Origin of the sequence: Mycobacterium paraseoulense (assembly GCF_010731655.1) — a bacterium.
Taxonomy (GTDB): Bacteria; Actinomycetota; Actinomycetes; order Mycobacteriales; family Mycobacteriaceae; genus Mycobacterium; species Mycobacterium paraseoulense.
In genome coordinates, this window is record NZ_AP022619.1 from 1,743,640 (window position 1) to 1,759,144 (window position 15,505).

The following is a 15,505-nucleotide window of genomic DNA, read 5'->3' on the forward strand; positions in this document are numbered from 1 at the left end:
AGGCTAGGGTGCTCCACGACCAAGGATCATCGTGCCGCTAGAGCAAAACCAGCCGCCGGTGGCGCTCACGCAGGCCAACGTCGCGCCCGGAACTTGGCGCGGACCGCAGTCTCCGCGCAACTGCCGGGCCGCCTCCGCCAGCAAAAAGAGCCCGCGTTGGCCAGGGTGACAGGCCGACAATCCGCCACCGTCCGGGTTCGTCGGCAAGGCGCCACCGAGCCGCAACGCACCGGACTCGACGAACGGACCCCCCTCGCCCTTCGCGCAGAACCCGAGATCCTCCACCGTGAGCAGAGCCATGTAGGTGAAGGCGTCGTAGATCGCGGCCACGTCAATATCGTCTGGACGCACCCCGGCGCGTTGAAACGCCAACGGGCCGCTCACCGCGGCGGGCCCCACAGTCAGGTCATCCCACTGCGAGGTCAGCATGTGCGACGTCGTCTCCGCCGAGCCCAGTATCCACACCGGATCGCGCGGCAGGTCCCTGGCCCGGTCCGCACCAACCAAGACCACCGCCGCCGCGCCGTCGCTGCGGATACAGCAGTGCAGTTTGGTGAACGGATCGGCAATCATCGGACCGCCCAGCACGTCGTCGATCGTGATCGGATCCCGGTAGAAAGCCTCCGGATTGAGCGCGGCGTTCATCCGCGCGGACACCGCGACCTCCGCAAGTTGCTCGATGGTGGTGCCGTACTGGTGCATATGCCGGCGAGCGGCCATCGCGTACTTCGAGATCAGCGTGTGCCCATAGGGCGCCTCCCACTGCATCGGGCCGCGGGCGCCCCACGCGATTCCGGCCCCACGCAACCCGCGGCGCAGATCCGAACGGGCAGTTGACCCGTAGGTGAGCAGCACGACGTCGACGTGACCGGCGGCGATCGCATCGGCAGCATGCGATGCCATCACCTCCCAGGCCGCACCGCCCACCGACGTCGAATCCAGCCACGTCGGTCGCAACCCCAGATAGTCAGCCACCTCAACGGGAGCCAACATTCCCTGCCCAGTGGAGGCCAGCCCGTCAACGTCAGCAGCAGTTAGCCCCGCATCGTCCAGCGCGCGCCGACTCGCATGCGCGATCAAGTCATAGGGGCTGCGGTCACCGGCGGTACCCAGTTCCGACAGTGCCACCCCGGCAATGGCAACAGCGCGGCTCACCGCCACACCTCCGCAGAGCCAGTGGGCGCCTCACGCACCTCTTCGTAAGTATCAACAAGCCGCTCCGCACCGCGCGCCAACAACGTGACGTCGGCGCCCACAAGCACAAAGCTCGCCCCCCCGGCAAGATATCGGCGGGCAAGAACTTCGTTAAATGCGTTGACACCTGCAGGTTTTCCGGCCGCCGCGATGATCACGAGGGCACGTTCCACGGCGGCCACCACCTCGGGATGCTCGGGGTCGCCCAGGTGGCCCAGTGCCGCCGCCAGATCGGCCGGGCCGATGAATACCGCATCCACACCCTCGACGGCAACGATCTGCGGAAGCGCAGCAAGGCCACGGTCGGACTCGACCTGGACCGTCACCGAGACATCACGATCCGCCGTGCCCAGGTAGTCAACCCGACGGTTCCACCGCGATGCCCGCGCCAACGCACTGCCTACGCCTCGAATGCCCACCGGCGGATAACGAGTCGCAGCCACCGCGGCCACAGCCTGTTCGGCGGAATCGATCATCGGCAACATCAGATTGCACGCTCCGATGTCCAGCAGCTGTTTGATCACGACCGGATCAGCAATGGGCGGCCGAACCACCACCTCGGTATCCGGATACCCGGCGGCGGCCTGCAATTGAGCGAGCGTACTGCGCAAATCGTTGGGGGCGTGTTCCTGATCGAGCAACACCCAGTCCACCCCCGAGCCCACGCAGATCTCGGTGACATACGGGCTGCCCGACGCCACCCACATGCCGATCTGTCGGGTCCCGCTACGCATACGCTGCGTCCACTGATTGTTCATCGTTACAGCTCCGCGAACGTGATCGACACCGTTCCCAGCTCCCCGAAGTCAGCGACAAATTCGTCACCAGGGTCGGCAAAAATGGCCGCGGTGAACGACCCTGATAGCACGACATCACCCCCAGAAAGCGAGATTCCGTATCCGGCAATGCGATTGGCCAACCACGCGACCGCGTGAGCCGGGTTGTCCAACACCGCCGCCGATACCCCGGACTCTTCGATGACACCGTTGCGCAACAGCAGCGCCGGCACCCACCGCAAGTCCAGCTCCGCAGGACGCACCGCCTGAGAACCCAGGACCAATCCCGCATTGGCGGCGTTATCAGCGATCGTATCGACGATCGTGCGCCGGTGCCCGGTCTCGCGGTCGGTCATATCCACCCGGGCATCAAGGATCTCCATAGCCGGCACGACGTGGTCGGTGGCCGCCACTACATCAGCCGCCGTAACGTCGGGACCACGCAGTGCGTGGCCCAGTACGAAGGCCAGTTCGACCTCGATTCGTGGGCGGATAAATCTGCCCAGCGGCACCCGCCCCCCGTCGGCGAAGAACATGTCATCAAAGAGCGCGCCGAAGTCAGGCTCATCAATCGACACCGCCCGCTGCATGGTCTTAGAGGTCAGACCTACCTTGCGGCCCTTAATGACTCGACCATCAGCAACCTTGAGTTCCACCAGTGCCCGCTGCACTGCGTAGGCGTCCTCCACCGTCATCTCGGGAAACCGCAGCGACAGCTGAGAAATCGTGCGGCGTTCGTGCTCAGCACGGTGCAATTCCGCAGCGAGGACGTCGATATCGGCGGGCGACGGCCGAGTCATCGGCCTACGAGGAACGCGACAGCCGCGGCGTTGAACATGTCCGGATCCTCAAAGTGTGGCCAATGACGCACCTCGGGCATCTCCAAAACCCTGGCATCGGGGATCAGTGCCGCGATCGAAGTAGCGGTTTCCTGATACACACCGTGGTCGCGCCCCGAGGCAACCACCGTGACCGGCGAGCTGATCGATCGCCAATCCGCCTCCGCAATCAGATTACGGTCTCGTGCCTCCGGATCCTGCAGGATCAGCAGATGATCGATGCTGGCCCGGGTGTCCTCACGTTGGTAGATCGCCTGCCGCAGCCCGATGAGATCAGGCAGCCGGTTGCGTTCATCGGCAATCAGATGGGCGAACACCGCGTGCAGCGACTCCCACGTGGGCTCGTTGACCGCCTTGGTCCGCTCGGCGCGAATACGGGCCATATTGGTCGCCGACGCCTCCTTGCCGGCCGGCGACATCAGGATCAGCCGGTCAGCCCGCTCCGGATGGCGAACCGCGATAGCCGCGGCCACCCAGGCCCCGAGCGACATCGCCACCAGGTGCGCCCGCTCGATGCCGAGCGCGTCCATCACCGCAAGCACATGTTCGACGTAGACCGGGATCTCGTAGTCGAAATCCGGCTTGTCGGTGAAGCCGTTACCGACCATGTCCAGCGCGATGCAATGAAAGTGCACAGACAGCTCGCCGAGATTGGGCGCGAAGGTTTCCCAATGACCACCAGTGCCGTGCAGGAGCACTAGGTGCGGCATCGCCGGATCGCCGGCTTCGGCCACCCGAGTGCGCACCGCCTGCCCGTTGACAGGCACCGTCAGATAGCGCTGAGAAAACGACAATTGCTTGAGGTACATCCAGATGCTGCGGTAGGCCTCTTCGGGCGCGGCGGGTCCAACCGTGGCGGGTTGTGTCACTGGGACGGGCTCCCTCATCTATACGTTTCTGACACTAGTGTCACTACTCAATCACCAAACATTGGTACCGATAGTCTGCATGTCCAGGCGGGTGAAGCGCAACGACGCCCCCAACTCACCCAGCGTTGATTCTGACAGTGCTATGCGGTAATACTGGGGTGACCCTGATCCAGACGAGTCGAAAGAAGCGGTATCGATGAGCGGCGACAAGGATGCGCGGGCAGACGTCCCGCATCCAGCGTCCGTTCGCCGCAAACCACTAGCCGACGTGGTCAATGAGTTCGCCGGGGTGCGCCTGTGGCTGGATTCCAACGGCAACGGTGACCGGCTGGCGATCGAAGATCTCGACAGCGGGGATCTGGTGTTCTTATGCCCTTTGGAGTTGGCCAGCATGACGCGGTCCACCGAAAGCGATCGCGAGCGGTGGCTGCACGTGGGCACCTACCGCGCAGAACGCAAATACAGCGGGGGCTGATGGTCACCGACGTCGACATTGCGGGCCTGGGCATGACGCCGATGTCCTTGCGACCCGGCGCGACTCCGGGCCGCCTGGCATGCGACGCAATCGTCGCCGCGCTGCGCGACGCGAGCATCGGCCATGCCGACGTCGACGGCCTTCTGGTGGCCTCCTCCCAGGGCGTGCGACCCGAGCGGGTGGGGGTCGGGCTGGCTGCCACCGCGGGACTTGTCGACCTGCGATTGCTCGAGCACCTCGAGATCAAGGGCGCCACCACCCTAGCCATGCTGCAGCGAGCCCACTACGCGATCAGCTCCGGTGAGGCGCACACCGTCGTCTGCGTATTCGCCGACGCCCCGATCGTGACAGGACGCGGTTCCGGTTCGACCTACGCCCACAGCGGTGGCCACAGGGGCACCCGAGGCCTGGAGCGGGCCTCGGGACTGCTTGGCTCGGTGCCGACCTACGCGCTGCTGGCCCAGCGCTGGTTCCACGTCATGGGTGGGTCTGCGATGGATTTGTGCGCGGTCGCCGTCACAGCACGCCGCTGGGCAGCCGACAATCCCGACGCCGTGGATCACAGTCCCCTGGATGCTGACAGTTATCACGCCGCCCCGATGATCGCCGAGCCGCTGCGCCGCCCGGATTGCGCCCGCCCAGTCAACGGTGCCGTCGCCGTGGTAGTGACTGGTGACACGACCTTGGGCCACAATAGGATTCGACTGCGCGGATTCGGCCGGTCGCACCCCGTGCGGCGCAGGCGCGCCGGGGCGGAGTCATGGTTCGGCGGTGGACGGAGCGCCGTGGACACCGCATTGGCGCAGGCCGGCATGGCCAGGTCGGACATCGACGTCGTCGAACTCTACGACCCGTTCTCGATCGTGACACTCATCCTGCTCGCCGAATACGGGTTGACCAACGACGCGCCCGTCGGCGCATTCGTCCAAGAAGGGCGCATCGCACCCGGCGGCGATCGGCCGGTCAACACCGGCGGAGGCCAGCTGGCCGGTTTCTACCTTCAGGGCATGACACCGCTCGCCGAAGCCATCCTGCAGCTGCGCGGACTCGGTGGAGCACGCCAGGTTTCGCATGCGTCCACCGCACTGGTCAGCGGGCTTGGCGGGCGAATGGACCACCACGCGGCCGTGGTCCTGGAGCGTGCCGCATGAGCATTTCGAACCCACCCGCGAACCCGACAACCGCGCACTGCGCAGCCGACTGGTTACTTGCAGAATCACTAGCACCCCACGTGCAAGGCGATCCCCTGCAACCGTTGTACGACTTCGCCGCGCGCGGGGTACTGGCAATGCCTTTTTGTGCGCACTGCGACCTGGCGCTCGAGCTCGAACAACAGCGGTGCGACGGCTGCGGCGCACTTGAAATGCTTTGGCGCCAAGTCGAACCCGTCGGGGAGGTCCACGCCGCCACCATGATGCATCGCCGCGAACGCGGGCTAGTCGTTGCCGAGCAGCCCTATCCGATCGTTGACGTGGAACTTGTCAGCAGTCACCGCATCGTCGTCACAACAGTGACGCCATGCCCCGCTGCTCCCCCGATCGGAGCCAGGGTCTTCCTCGGCTTCAGACGCCTAGGAGCGGCCACCATCCCGGCCATCGAGTACAGCAAAGGATCGTCGTGACCACAGTCGAGAAACCGAAGCAGCCCACACCCCCGCCCCATGACGACATCGCCGACATCGTGCGACCAGACCGAGTGCACGGATCGGTCTATACCTCGCCGGCCGTCTTCCAGCGCGAAATGGACACCATCTTCCGCAAGGGCTGGGTTTACGTCGCCCACGACAGCGAAGTCAGCGAATCCGGTGACTACCTCACGCGGATGATCGGCACCGACCCGGTGATCGTCGTGCGCGGCCGCGACGGCGTGGTCCGAGTGCTGCTCAACCGCTGCAGCCACAGAGCCAACCGGCTATGCAACGCAGACAAGGGGAACGCCAACGCGTTTCGCTGCCCGTACCACGGCTGGACTTTCAAGAACACCGGCGAGCTCAGCGGCGTCCCCATGCGCGAGGCCTACGGCGATGCTTTCGAACAGGTACGTGGCGAGCTCGGCCTGGCCCTCGCCCCCCGGGTGGACAGCTACGGCGGATTCATCTTCGCATCGTTGAGCCCGGAGGGACCGACATTGGCCGAGCACCTGGGCAACGCCACGCACGCCATCGACAGGTTGCTGAACCTGTCCCCCACCCGCAGCATCGATCTGCGGGCCAACTGGATGAAGCATCTCCACCACGCCAACTGGAAGATGGTGGTGGAAAACAACGTTGACGGCTACCACGCCTTGTTCACCCACGCATCGGTGTACGACGCGATTCGCCCCGCCAAGGTGTCGCACGTACCGACCAAAGTCGACGTCGTCGTCCGCGACATGGGCAACGGGCATTCGGAGATCGACTATTCCGACGAATACCGCAAACTGGACGAGGAATTCGTCTGGTACGGGCGCATTCCCCGAGCCAAGCTGGCCGGCTATGTCGATGCCCTCGAGCGCGCCTACGGACCCGACCAGACCCACGACGCCCTCGTGGTGGGACCCCCGCACACGCTCATTTGGCCCAACCTCTTCCTCGCCGAGATGAACGTCATGTTCGTCGAACCGCAGGCCGTCAACCGCACCGTGGCCTACACCACCGCAGTGCTCATACCGGGCCATGACGACCTCAACCAGCGCACCATGCGCCGCGCCGAGGGCGCCATGGGCCCGGCCGGGTTCCTGATCGCCGACGACGGCGAGATCGGGATGCGCAACCAGGCCGGGCTGGCCGCCACGACGCCGGAGTGGCTGGTGCTGTCCCGAGGGATGACCACCGACGTCGTCGACGAGACGGGAACGGTCAACTCGGACAAGAGCGCTGAGACGCCGCAGCGGGGCTTCTACGCGCGCTGGGCGCAGGTCGTCAGCGGAGCAGCCTCATGAGCACGAACGCCGACACCGCTACCGGCGATCGCCCCGCCGCGATCGCGGCCGCGATGCGCGCCGTACCCGATTCCGACATCCTGTCGTTCCTCTACCTGGAATCAAGACTGGCCGACGAAGGCCGGTACTCGGAATGGGAGTCGCTGTGGGCCGACGACGCCGAGTACCGAGTACCGATGAATCCCGACGACGATCCGCGCACATCGTTGGCCTACATCAACGACAACCGGCGGCGCATCAAAAGCCGCGTCGCGCAGTTGAACACCGGAAACCGGCACTCGCAGGTGCCACCGTCACATCTGCGCCGGCTGCTGTCCAACTCCGAGGTTGTCGGCACGACCGCTGACACCGTAACCGTGGAGTCGAACTTCGCGTTGTTCGAATACCGTGTGCGACAGCGCGTCTGGGCCGGCCGGGTGGTACATACCGTCAGGCGCGCCGACGCCGATGGCGAGCTGTGGCTGGTCCGCAAGATCGTTCACCTCATCGACGCGAGCGGGCCCGTCGACACGCTCGCTTTCCTGATCTAGGGGAAACGTTGCTGCTCATCCATGACGTCACCGCCAACAACGCCCGCCGCTACCCCAACAAGATCGCCTTAATCGATGGTGACCGGCGGCATTCCTGGTCGCAACTGGACGACCGTGCCCGTCGACTGGCCAACGTCCTGCTCGACCGGGGTCTTCAGGCCGGCGACCGCGTCGTCGTGATCGCCCGCAACTGCATCGAATGGCCAGAGATCTCCTTCGGCCTGTCCTATGCCGGGCTCGTCGCCATCCCCGTCAACATCCGGCTCACCCCCGACGAGGTCGCACACATCGTCGATGACTCGGGTGCCCGCGCCGCCATCGTGCACGGCGACCAATTCGACAGGTTCGCCGTCGCGCTGGAGGCCTTGGACCCATTCGTCATTGGCAACGACTACGAACGCCGCCTGGCCAACGCGTCCCCCGCCGCACCGCCATGCCCGACCGCGCCCGACGATATGGCCGTCATCCTCTACACCAGCGGGACGACCGGCCGGGCCAAGGGGGTCATGCACGCTCACCGTGCCCTGCTTTACCAGGCCGCCGATACGAATCTGGTGACCGAGGCGCAGGCATCCGACGTCATGTTGGCAACCACGCCGTTCTTCACCGCCGGCGGAATGCTGCGCACCGTCTCCTGGCTATACCTCGGCCAGACGATGGTGATCCATCAACGCTTCGAACCTGAACGCGTCTTGGACGAGATCGAGCACCATAAAATCACCTTCACCACATTCATCCCCACGATGCTGCAACGCACGCTGGCCATGATCGAGTCGGGTCCACCCCGCGACCTTTCGAGCCTGCGCCGCATCTCCTACGGGTCGGCACCAGTCCCACCCGGCCTGGCCGAACGGGCAATGACGTTGCTCGGCTGCGACTTACAGCAACGGTATGGTCTGACCGAGTGCGGTGGACAGGCCACCATCTTGACGCCACAGGACCACCGCGACATCGTCGCCGGACGGGTTTCTATCCTGACGTCGTGTGGACGCGAAACCCCGATGTGCGTGATCCGCATCTGCGACGCCGACGGACGATCACTTCCGGCACACGAAGTCGGCGAGATCGTCATCGAAAGCCCGGCCAACGCCATGGGCTACTGGAACCAGCCCCAGCAAACCGCCGCCACCTTCCGCGCTGACGGCGTGCGCACCGGGGACATGGGATACCTCGACGCAGATAACTATCTGCACGTCACCGGACGCCAAACCGACATGATCATCTCCGGCGGCTTCAACGTGTACCCGGCCGAAATCGAACGGGTCATCGCCCAATGTGACGGAGTCGAGCTAGTGGCGGTGGTCGGCGTGCCGGACGCCGAATGGGGCGAGACCCCGGTGGCCGTCGTCGTGCCGCACCCGTCATACACCGACCTCCATGCACTGACCGCCGAGCTCACCACCGCATGTCGTGAACGGCTAGCCGGCTACAAGCAACCCCGTCGATTCGCCTATCGCAACGAATTGCCCCTCGGGCCGGCGGGCAAGATCCTCAAGGGCCGGATCCGCGAAGACCTCGACGCGACGCAGCCCGAGGCCGTGATCGGCCACCAGCGATCAGCGGACTAGGCGAGGGATCAACCATGACGCGAGCACTCACCGACGCGCTGCCCGAGTACCAGCTGCTCATCAATGGGCAACGCGTCCCTGCCAAATCAGGGGCGACATTCGACAGCATCGACCCCTACAGCGGACAACCATGGGTGCGGATACCCGATGGTGGCGCCTCAGACGTCGACGCCGCCGTCGCTGCGGCGCGCGCGGCGTTGCGGGGGCCATGGGGGGAGCTCACACCGACGGCGCGCGGCGCCCTGCTACTCAGGCTCGCGGACGTCATCGCCGCCGAAGCGGAAACGCTGGCCGAACTCGAAGTGCGCGACGGAGGCAAGTTGGCCCGCGAGATGGTGGGCCAAATGCGTTCGCTGCCTGACTATTACAGGTACTTCGGTGGACTCGCCGACAAGGTACACGGTCAAGTCATCCCCACCGACAAACCCAACTACCTCGTCTATACGCGCAACGAGCCCGTCGGGGTGGTCGGGGCCATCACGCCGTGGAACTCCCCGCTGCTGCTGCTGACGTGGAAGCTAGCCGCGGGCCTGGCCGCCGGATGCACGTTCGTCATCAAACCGAGCGAGCACACGCCTACGTCGACGCTGGCGTTTGCCGAGCTCTTCGCCAAGGCCGGGTTTCCACCTGGAGTGGTCAACGTCGTCACCAGCTGGGGCCCGGCAACCGGTGCCGCGCTGGCCGCCCATCCTGACATAGACAAGATCGCCTTCACCGGTTCCACATCGACCGGAATCGCGGTAGGGCGCGCGGCAATCGAGCACATGGCGCGCTTCACGCTGGAACTCGGAGGCAAGTCCGCCCAGGTGGTGTTCCCCGACGCCGATCTCGACGCGGCGGCCAACGGCATCATCGCCGGCGTCTTCGCGGCAACGGGGCAAACCTGCCTGGCCGGGTCCCGCCTGCTGGTCCATCGCGACGTCGCCGACGCCTTGGTCGATCGTGTGGTCGCCCGCGCCGCGAGCATCAGACTGGGCGATCCGAAAGCGGCGACCACCGAGATGGGGCCGGTGTCCAACAAGGTCCAGTACGAGAAGGTGCTCGAACACTTCGCCGCGGCCCGGGCACAGGGCGCGACAATCGCGTGCGGCGGTGAACCCGCGACCGAATTCGGCGGCTTCTTCGTCAAACCCACCGTGCTGACCGGTGTCGACCCGTCGATGCGGGCCGTCGCCGAGGAAGTCTTCGGCCCGGTCCTGGCTGTGATGACGTTCACCGACGAGGACGAGGCGGTCGAGATGGCCAACGCCACCCCGTTCGGTCTTGCCAGCGGCGTGTGGACCAACGACGTGCACCGTGCCCACCGCGTGGCGGCGGGACTGCGCGCCGGAACGGTATGGGTGAACTGCTACCGGGCGGTCGCCCCGCAAGTTCCCTTCGGTGGCATGGGGCACAGCGGAATCGGCCGCGAGAACGGCGCCGACGCCATTCACGAGTTCACCGAGACCAAGGCGATCTGGGTCGAGCTGAGCGGCGCCACCCGAGACCCGTTCACCCTCGGATGATGTGTGTCGACGGAGACGCCGTCCCCCCGCGTCTCCGGCGACGATCCGGCCGCTCTCGACGCGCTGCCCGACAAGGAGCTACCACTGAAGGCCAGCCTCGAGACCACGACGCCTTCCAGCTGCCCCGGTCGTGTCGAGGATCCAGAGGCCGGGGCGCAGCGCCACGGGCTTGCGGGCGCCGCGGTGACGGCATCTGCCAGGGGCGAACGTAGGCCTAACCGACGGTGCAACGACAGCACCGCGGCGAGTGCTACCGTCCGGCCAATTAAGGATACCCATCAGGTAAATCGGTGGTTCCTGCTCCACACGCTCGGGCCGTGGACAACGCCGTCGACACCTGCTTCGACAGTAGATTCCGTTAACTGTCGCATCACTCGCAGGGGCACCATTGTGCGGTGACTGCCATCACGCTAGTCTGCTAAATGAGTGTCCTATTAGAGCGTGCGAATGCCGTTGGGCTTCGCGAGAGAGGTTTTGGGTGCCATGGGTGCTGGATACGAGGGCAGGCTGTTCATCGACGGAGAGTTCCGAGAAGCCCGCTCGGGCAATCGTTACGACGTAATCAATCCCGCGGACGAATCGGTGGTGGCCGCCGCCGCCGATGCCGGCCCGGAGGACGTGGCCGACGCGGTCACAGCTGCCCGGCGGGTAGCCGATGAGACGACGTGGGCCACCGACCACGCGTTCCGGCGCCACTGCCTCGAGCAATTCCACCAAGCACTCCGCAAGGACGTCGAGGAACTGCGCACCATCGTGACATCGGAAGCAGGTGTGTGCACCGCGGTGATGGGCACGCACGTCGACGCGATGATCGAGGGAATGGACTTTTTCAATGACCTGGCCACGTCGTTCCCCTGGGAGCGTGAGCTGGGGCCCTACGAACTTCTGGGGATGCGGTCCAACCGGCGCGTGCGCTACCAGCCGTACGGCGTGGTTGGGGCTATCACCCCGTGGAATGCCCCTTTCATGACCGCCATCTGGAAGATCCACCACAGCCTCGCCGCCGGGAACGCCGTCGTGCTCAAGAGCGCCCCAGATACACCGCTGACCGCAGCGCGCATGGTTCAGCTGATCGCCGAACACACCGACATTCCGGCCGGCGCAGTCAACACGATCAGCTCAGCGGACAAGGCCATCGCCGGTGATGCCCTCACCGGCGATCCGCGTGTGGATCTGTATCACTTCACCGGCTCCCCCGGCGTCGGCGAACGAGTTCAACAGCGCGCGGCCATCGGGAGCCGCAAGGTCGTCCTGGAGTTGGGCGGTAAGTCGGCCAACGTGCTGCTTCCCGACGCCGACCTCGATTCTTCCTGCGCTATGGGGACATTCATGTGCATGGCAACCAGCGGTCAGGGATGCGCACTGCCAACCCGCATGGTGGTCCACGAATCGATCTACGACGACGTCGTCGAGCGGCTAACGGCCAACATCGGGAACATGCCCTGGGGTGACCCGACCGAGCCGAACAACATCGTGGGCCCGATCATCCGGGCCGAGCAGGTCGATCGGATGGAGGGTCTCGTCAACCGCGCGAAGCAGGCCGGAGCCAAAGTGCCCGTCGGCGGTAAGCGCGGCGATCGCGACAGGGGGTTCTGGTACGAGCCGACCCTGGTGGTCGACGTCGACGAGAACGCGGAGATCGCCCAGAACGAGGTCTTCGGCCCCGTACTGACGGTCGTCCGCTACGAAGGTGATGACGATGAGGCGGTGCGAGTGGCCAACAACTCCCGCTACGGTCTGTCGGCCTACGTCCAGTCTGCCGACGAGGAGCGGGCGTGGGCGGTCGCCGGACGACTCAATGCAGGCACGGTCAATATCAACAACTCCTTCTACCTCTCGCCCGACGGACCATTCGGCGGATGGGGCATCAGCGGCGTTGGTGTGGAGCACGGCGTCGAGGGCTTCGCGGAGTATCTCCGTATCAAGACCATCGCCAGCCCCTGCTGAGCCAGGACAGCGCCCGTCGAACCCGACCGTGCCGGGTACCCCAGGGCACGCGGCACGGTCGGGGCCTTCCCCACGGCCGGGCGACCGCCGGCGCGGTTGGATAGAATGAGGTCGAAAAGGCAAATGTTTATATTCTTTTAGAGCGTCGCCGTCGCGTAGACGCGGCGAGAAGACGCGATCCGGAGGTGATTCGCCATGAAGTTACGGCTGCAACGCGAACACTGTGTCGGCCACGCGCAGTGCTACGCCGTCAATCAGGACATGTTCCCACTCGATGACAGCGGCTACTCGTCGCTGACGACGACGGAGGTCGCACCGCAAGACGTCGAGACCGCACGCGCAGGAGCGGGCGCCTGCCCCGAACGCGCGCTCGTCCTTGACGAGGATTAGGCGCGGTCGCGGTGCCGCGCAACGATTGATGGTGTTTCGGTGAGTTAGCGCAAGCACAACGCAATTCGGCGGTGCAATGACTCCCCTGGCGCGGGATACGCTCCCAACGCGCAATTTGCTCAGAAAGCTATCTTGAGATCTAACGTCCGACCTCGGAGGAACCGTGCGGTCACGTTCCAAGGCATCGATCATCCCCGTCGGCCGTAGCGGCATCGGCACCGCTCGCAAGAGAACGTTGGCGAACATGCCCGCGGTCGAGCTCGCCAAGCCCGTGACGACGGCGGTCATCGAACGGTCTGGTCTTGTGCTCAGCGACTTCGACGACTTCGTCCTGGCCGAGGTAACGCAGGGCGGTGGAGACTCCGCCCGATACATCGCCGTCGAGCTCGGCCTGACCGACATCCCCGGCGTGGCCGTGAATCGGCAATGCGCTTCGAGTCTTTCGGCGATCGCGATCGGCGCCGGACAGATTGCCGCGGGGATGAGCTCTGCATTCTTCGCCGGCGGCATGGAGTCTTTATCCACCACTCCGGTGACCCGGAAGCGCAAGCCCTTCACGAAGGGCCCGACCTAAGGAGCAAGGCACCATGAGCGACGAAATCCTCAAGATCGAGTCTGACGGGGCGGTCCGTATCGTCACACTGAACAAACCCGACAGCCTCAATGCGCTCTCCTATGAACTCCATCTGGAGCTGTGCAACGTATGGCAGCGGATCGCCAGCGACTGGGAGGCCCGCGTCGTGGTGCTTACCGGTGCGGGGCGGGCGTTCTGCGCCGGAGGCGACGTGTCCGGCTTCCTCGAGAAGGTCACCAACGTTGACCGGCGGCGACACGGCATGCGCGAAGCCGGCCGGCTGGTCACCGAAATGCTGCGCTTCCACCTGCCGGTCATCGCGGCAATCAACGGCCCCGCAGTCGGACTCGGTGCCAGCCTGGCCACGATGGCCGACATCGTGTACATGGCGGATACCGCATTCATTGCCGACACGCATGTCACCATGGGTCTGGTCGCCGGCGACGGTGGAGCTATCACATGGCCCGCAATGATGAGCATCCTGCGCGCCAAGGAGTATCTGTTCACCGGGGAACGCATCTACGCAAAAGACGCCAAGGAGATTGGCTTGGCCAACAAGGTGTTAGCTCCTGAGGAGCTCATGCCCGCCGCACTCGAACTCGCCCACAAGCTCGCCGCACATCCGGCGCAGGCGTTGCAGGACACCAAGCGCGCAGTCAACTTGCACCTCAATGCCGCGGCAGGGCGGGTCCTTCCGTATGCGCTTGCCGCCGAGGAGGTCTCCTTCAGCCAACCCGAGGTGGCCAGAATCGCGCGTGACTTGGCGGCCAAAGCCGACGGAGGGAAGGGCTAGTGCCGGAATAAGACCGCATATAACAACCACGATGAGATGGCCCCCACGGCGACTGGCACGGCGTCCGAGGAGCGTGTCGGATCTCCTCAGCGAAATCGCCGACGGTGCGGGGTTTCTGACTCTGCCCGCCTTCATTCCACTCATGTGGCAGCGAAGCGACCTCATCTTCCGCCGACTCGAGGCACCACACTGCTCGATCGGACTCGCGTGGAATCCCGCTCGCATCGATCACGGACTACAGGACAGGCTGATCGACTGCCGGGTGGTATGGCGATCATGACCCCCCCGACGGCTGTGGACAACGAAGCTTCACCGCCCGGCCGGGGTGCGTCCCGCCGTCTGCATCTTCTGCAGCCGCCGGTTGGTGCGGGCCAGCCAGGCGTCATAATCGGTCGCCTTGCGCAGAAAAGACTCCCCCACCGGGGGATGGGGGTAACGCCAAGAACTTGCCAGCGGCAGTGGCGTCGAGCGCCTGGCGCGCGCATTCCTCGGGTTCCACGACGTCTCCGAGAGCCGCGATATCGGCAGTGGGCGTGAGGCTTTCATCATCCTCGTTCCGCCCCAGCATCCCGGTGTTCAGCGCATTCGGGCACAGGCAGGTGACCTGGATGCCGCGACGCCGATAGTTCAGCGCCACCCACTCGGCGAATCCAAGAGCCCCGTGCTTGCTCAGCGTGTAGCCCATGAACGACGGGCCCGTGATCAGCGCCGCCGACGAAATCGTCTGACCAGCCATCCCTCCCCGCGTTCAAGCATGCCCAGCAGGACCGCCTGGGCGGCCCACACGTGGCTGAGCAGGTTGACGTCGACGATGTGTCGTACTTGGTCTGGGGTCTGGGTCAGGCCGTCGCCGCTGTCGGAGTACCCGGCGTTGGAACAGAACACCGACACCCGTCCGAAAGCGTCCTCGGCCTGCGCTACCAGTGCTGTGATGTCATCTACTGCAGCGACGTCGCAAGCGACGGCGAGACCACCGATCCGCGCAGCGACCCGTTGCGCGCGTTCAACATTGAGATCGGCTACCACGACGCGGGCGCCTCGATCGGTGAGTTCCTCGGCCAGCGCCCGGCCGATTCCGTGTGCCCCGCCGGTGACAACCGCACAGCGTCCGTTCAGCTCCATATCG

14 protein-coding genes and 2 pseudogenes are annotated in these 15,505 nt (G+C 65.2%); 11 read left to right on the forward strand and 5 right to left on the reverse strand.

The features are described 5' to 3' along the window. Positions 1–3: 3 nt before the first annotated feature. The 4 genes from G6N51_RS07955 to G6N51_RS07970 are packed head-to-tail and all read right to left on the reverse strand — an operon-like array spanning position 4 to position 3,618. Positions 4–1,155 carry an acetyl-CoA acetyltransferase gene (locus tag G6N51_RS07955; RefSeq protein WP_083169636.1) on the reverse strand — a complete coding sequence of 384 codons (1,152 nt, stop codon included), beginning with the start codon at positions 1,153–1,155 and terminating at the stop codon, positions 4–6. After that, positions 1,152–1,952 (reverse strand): aldolase/citrate lyase family protein, encoded by an 801-nt coding sequence (locus tag G6N51_RS07960; protein ID WP_083169351.1) that lies wholly within the window; start codon positions 1,950–1,952, stop codon positions 1,152–1,154. The genes G6N51_RS07955 and G6N51_RS07960 overlap by 4 nt, the downstream gene beginning before the upstream one ends. Before the next feature lie 2 nt (positions 1,953–1,954). Then, on the reverse strand, positions 1,955–2,770 hold the full coding sequence (hpaH, locus tag G6N51_RS07965; RefSeq protein ID WP_083169353.1) for a 2-oxo-hept-4-ene-1,7-dioate hydratase: 816 nt from the start codon (positions 2,768–2,770) through the stop codon (positions 1,955–1,957). Next, positions 2,767–3,618 (reverse strand): alpha/beta fold hydrolase, encoded by an 852-nt coding sequence (locus tag G6N51_RS07970; protein ID WP_232078538.1) that lies wholly within the window; start codon positions 3,616–3,618, stop codon positions 2,767–2,769. Before G6N51_RS07970 ends, hpaH begins: the two co-directional genes overlap by 4 nt. 256 nt (positions 3,619–3,874) lie before the next feature. Here G6N51_RS07970 and G6N51_RS07975 point away from each other — a divergent pair, with 256 nt between their 5' ends. The 11 genes and pseudogenes from G6N51_RS07975 to G6N51_RS08025 all read left to right on the forward strand — a co-directional run bounded on the left by G6N51_RS07975 (position 3,875) and on the right by G6N51_RS08025 (position 14,379). After that, on the forward strand, positions 3,875–4,153 hold the full coding sequence (locus G6N51_RS07975) for a hypothetical protein (RefSeq protein WP_083169357.1): 279 nt from the start codon (positions 3,875–3,877) through the stop codon (positions 4,151–4,153). Beyond that, entirely contained in the window at positions 4,153–5,304 is a 1,152-nt protein-coding gene (locus G6N51_RS07980; RefSeq protein ID WP_083169359.1) for a thiolase family protein, read from the forward strand. Before G6N51_RS07975 ends, G6N51_RS07980 begins: the two co-directional genes overlap by 1 nt. Further along, the gene (locus G6N51_RS07985; RefSeq protein WP_083169361.1) at positions 5,301–5,774 is read left to right on the forward strand and encodes an OB-fold domain-containing protein; all 474 of its coding nucleotides are present in this window, start codon (positions 5,301–5,303) and stop codon (positions 5,772–5,774) included. Before G6N51_RS07980 ends, G6N51_RS07985 begins: the two co-directional genes overlap by 4 nt. Then, on the forward strand, positions 5,771–7,072 hold the full coding sequence (locus G6N51_RS07990; RefSeq protein WP_197747115.1) for an aromatic ring-hydroxylating oxygenase subunit alpha: 1,302 nt from the start codon (positions 5,771–5,773) through the stop codon (positions 7,070–7,072). Before G6N51_RS07985 ends, G6N51_RS07990 begins: the two co-directional genes overlap by 4 nt. Before the next feature lie 53 nt (positions 7,073–7,125). Next, a complete protein-coding gene (locus G6N51_RS07995) occupies positions 7,126–7,602 on the forward strand; it encodes an aromatic-ring-hydroxylating dioxygenase subunit beta (protein WP_372510066.1) in 477 nt (158 codons plus the stop codon). Between the two features lie 11 nt (positions 7,603–7,613). Next, a complete protein-coding gene (locus tag G6N51_RS08000) occupies positions 7,614–9,170 on the forward strand; it encodes a class I adenylate-forming enzyme family protein (protein WP_174814376.1) in 1,557 nt (518 codons plus the stop codon). 14 nt (positions 9,171–9,184) lie between these two features. Then, positions 9,185–10,675: an aldehyde dehydrogenase gene (locus G6N51_RS08005; protein ID WP_083169367.1), complete on the forward strand. Its 1,491-nt coding sequence runs from the start codon at positions 9,185–9,187 to the stop codon at positions 10,673–10,675. A gap of 483 nt (positions 10,676–11,158) precedes the next feature. Beyond that, complete coding sequence (locus tag G6N51_RS08010) at positions 11,159–12,622, forward strand: aldehyde dehydrogenase family protein (protein WP_083169369.1); 1,464 nt, start codon at positions 11,159–11,161, stop codon at positions 12,620–12,622. Positions 12,623–12,817: 195 nt separating this feature from the next. Next, positions 12,818–13,012 (forward strand): ferredoxin, encoded by a 195-nt coding sequence (locus G6N51_RS08015; protein ID WP_083169371.1) that lies wholly within the window; start codon positions 12,818–12,820, stop codon positions 13,010–13,012. 163 nt (positions 13,013–13,175) lie between these two features. After that, positions 13,176–13,577: pseudogene (locus tag G6N51_RS08020) on the forward strand (thiolase family protein); the annotation flags it as partial. A 22-nt stretch (positions 13,578–13,599) separates the two neighbouring features. Further along, positions 13,600–14,379 (forward strand): enoyl-CoA hydratase/isomerase family protein, encoded by a 780-nt coding sequence (locus tag G6N51_RS08025; RefSeq protein WP_083169375.1) that lies wholly within the window; start codon positions 13,600–13,602, stop codon positions 14,377–14,379. 529 nt (positions 14,380–14,908) lie between these two features. Here G6N51_RS08025 and G6N51_RS08030 read toward each other — a convergent pair. After that, a pseudogene (locus G6N51_RS08030) lies at positions 14,909–15,501 on the reverse strand (SDR family NAD(P)-dependent oxidoreductase); the annotation flags it as partial. Between the last annotated feature and the right edge of the window lie 4 nt (positions 15,502–15,505).

Coding starts and splice junctions, on each gene's coding strand:
- G6N51_RS08010 (WP_083169369.1), top strand. CDS start 11,159: ATGGGTGCTGGATACGAGGGCAGGCTGTTCATCGACGGAGAGTTCCGA.
- G6N51_RS07995 (WP_372510066.1), top strand. CDS start 7,126: ATGCGCGCCGTACCCGATTCCGACATCCTGTCGTTCCTCTACCTGGAA.
- G6N51_RS07970 (WP_232078538.1), bottom strand. CDS start 3,618: ATGTACCTCAAGCAATTGTCGTTTTCTCAGCGCTATCTGACGGTGCCT.
- G6N51_RS08005 (WP_083169367.1), top strand. CDS start 9,185: ATGACGCGAGCACTCACCGACGCGCTGCCCGAGTACCAGCTGCTCATC.
- G6N51_RS08025 (WP_083169375.1), top strand. CDS start 13,600: ATGAGCGACGAAATCCTCAAGATCGAGTCTGACGGGGCGGTCCGTATC.
- G6N51_RS07960 (WP_083169351.1), bottom strand. CDS start 1,952: ATGAACAATCAGTGGACGCAGCGTATGCGTAGCGGGACCCGACAGATC.
- hpaH (WP_083169353.1), bottom strand. CDS start 2,770: ATGACTCGGCCGTCGCCCGCCGATATCGACGTCCTCGCTGCGGAATTG.
- G6N51_RS07975 (WP_083169357.1), top strand. CDS start 3,875: ATGAGCGGCGACAAGGATGCGCGGGCAGACGTCCCGCATCCAGCGTCC.
- G6N51_RS08015 (WP_083169371.1), top strand. CDS start 12,818: ATGAAGTTACGGCTGCAACGCGAACACTGTGTCGGCCACGCGCAGTGC.
- G6N51_RS07980 (WP_083169359.1), top strand. CDS start 4,153: ATGGTCACCGACGTCGACATTGCGGGCCTGGGCATGACGCCGATGTCC.
- G6N51_RS07985 (WP_083169361.1), top strand. CDS start 5,301: ATGAGCATTTCGAACCCACCCGCGAACCCGACAACCGCGCACTGCGCA.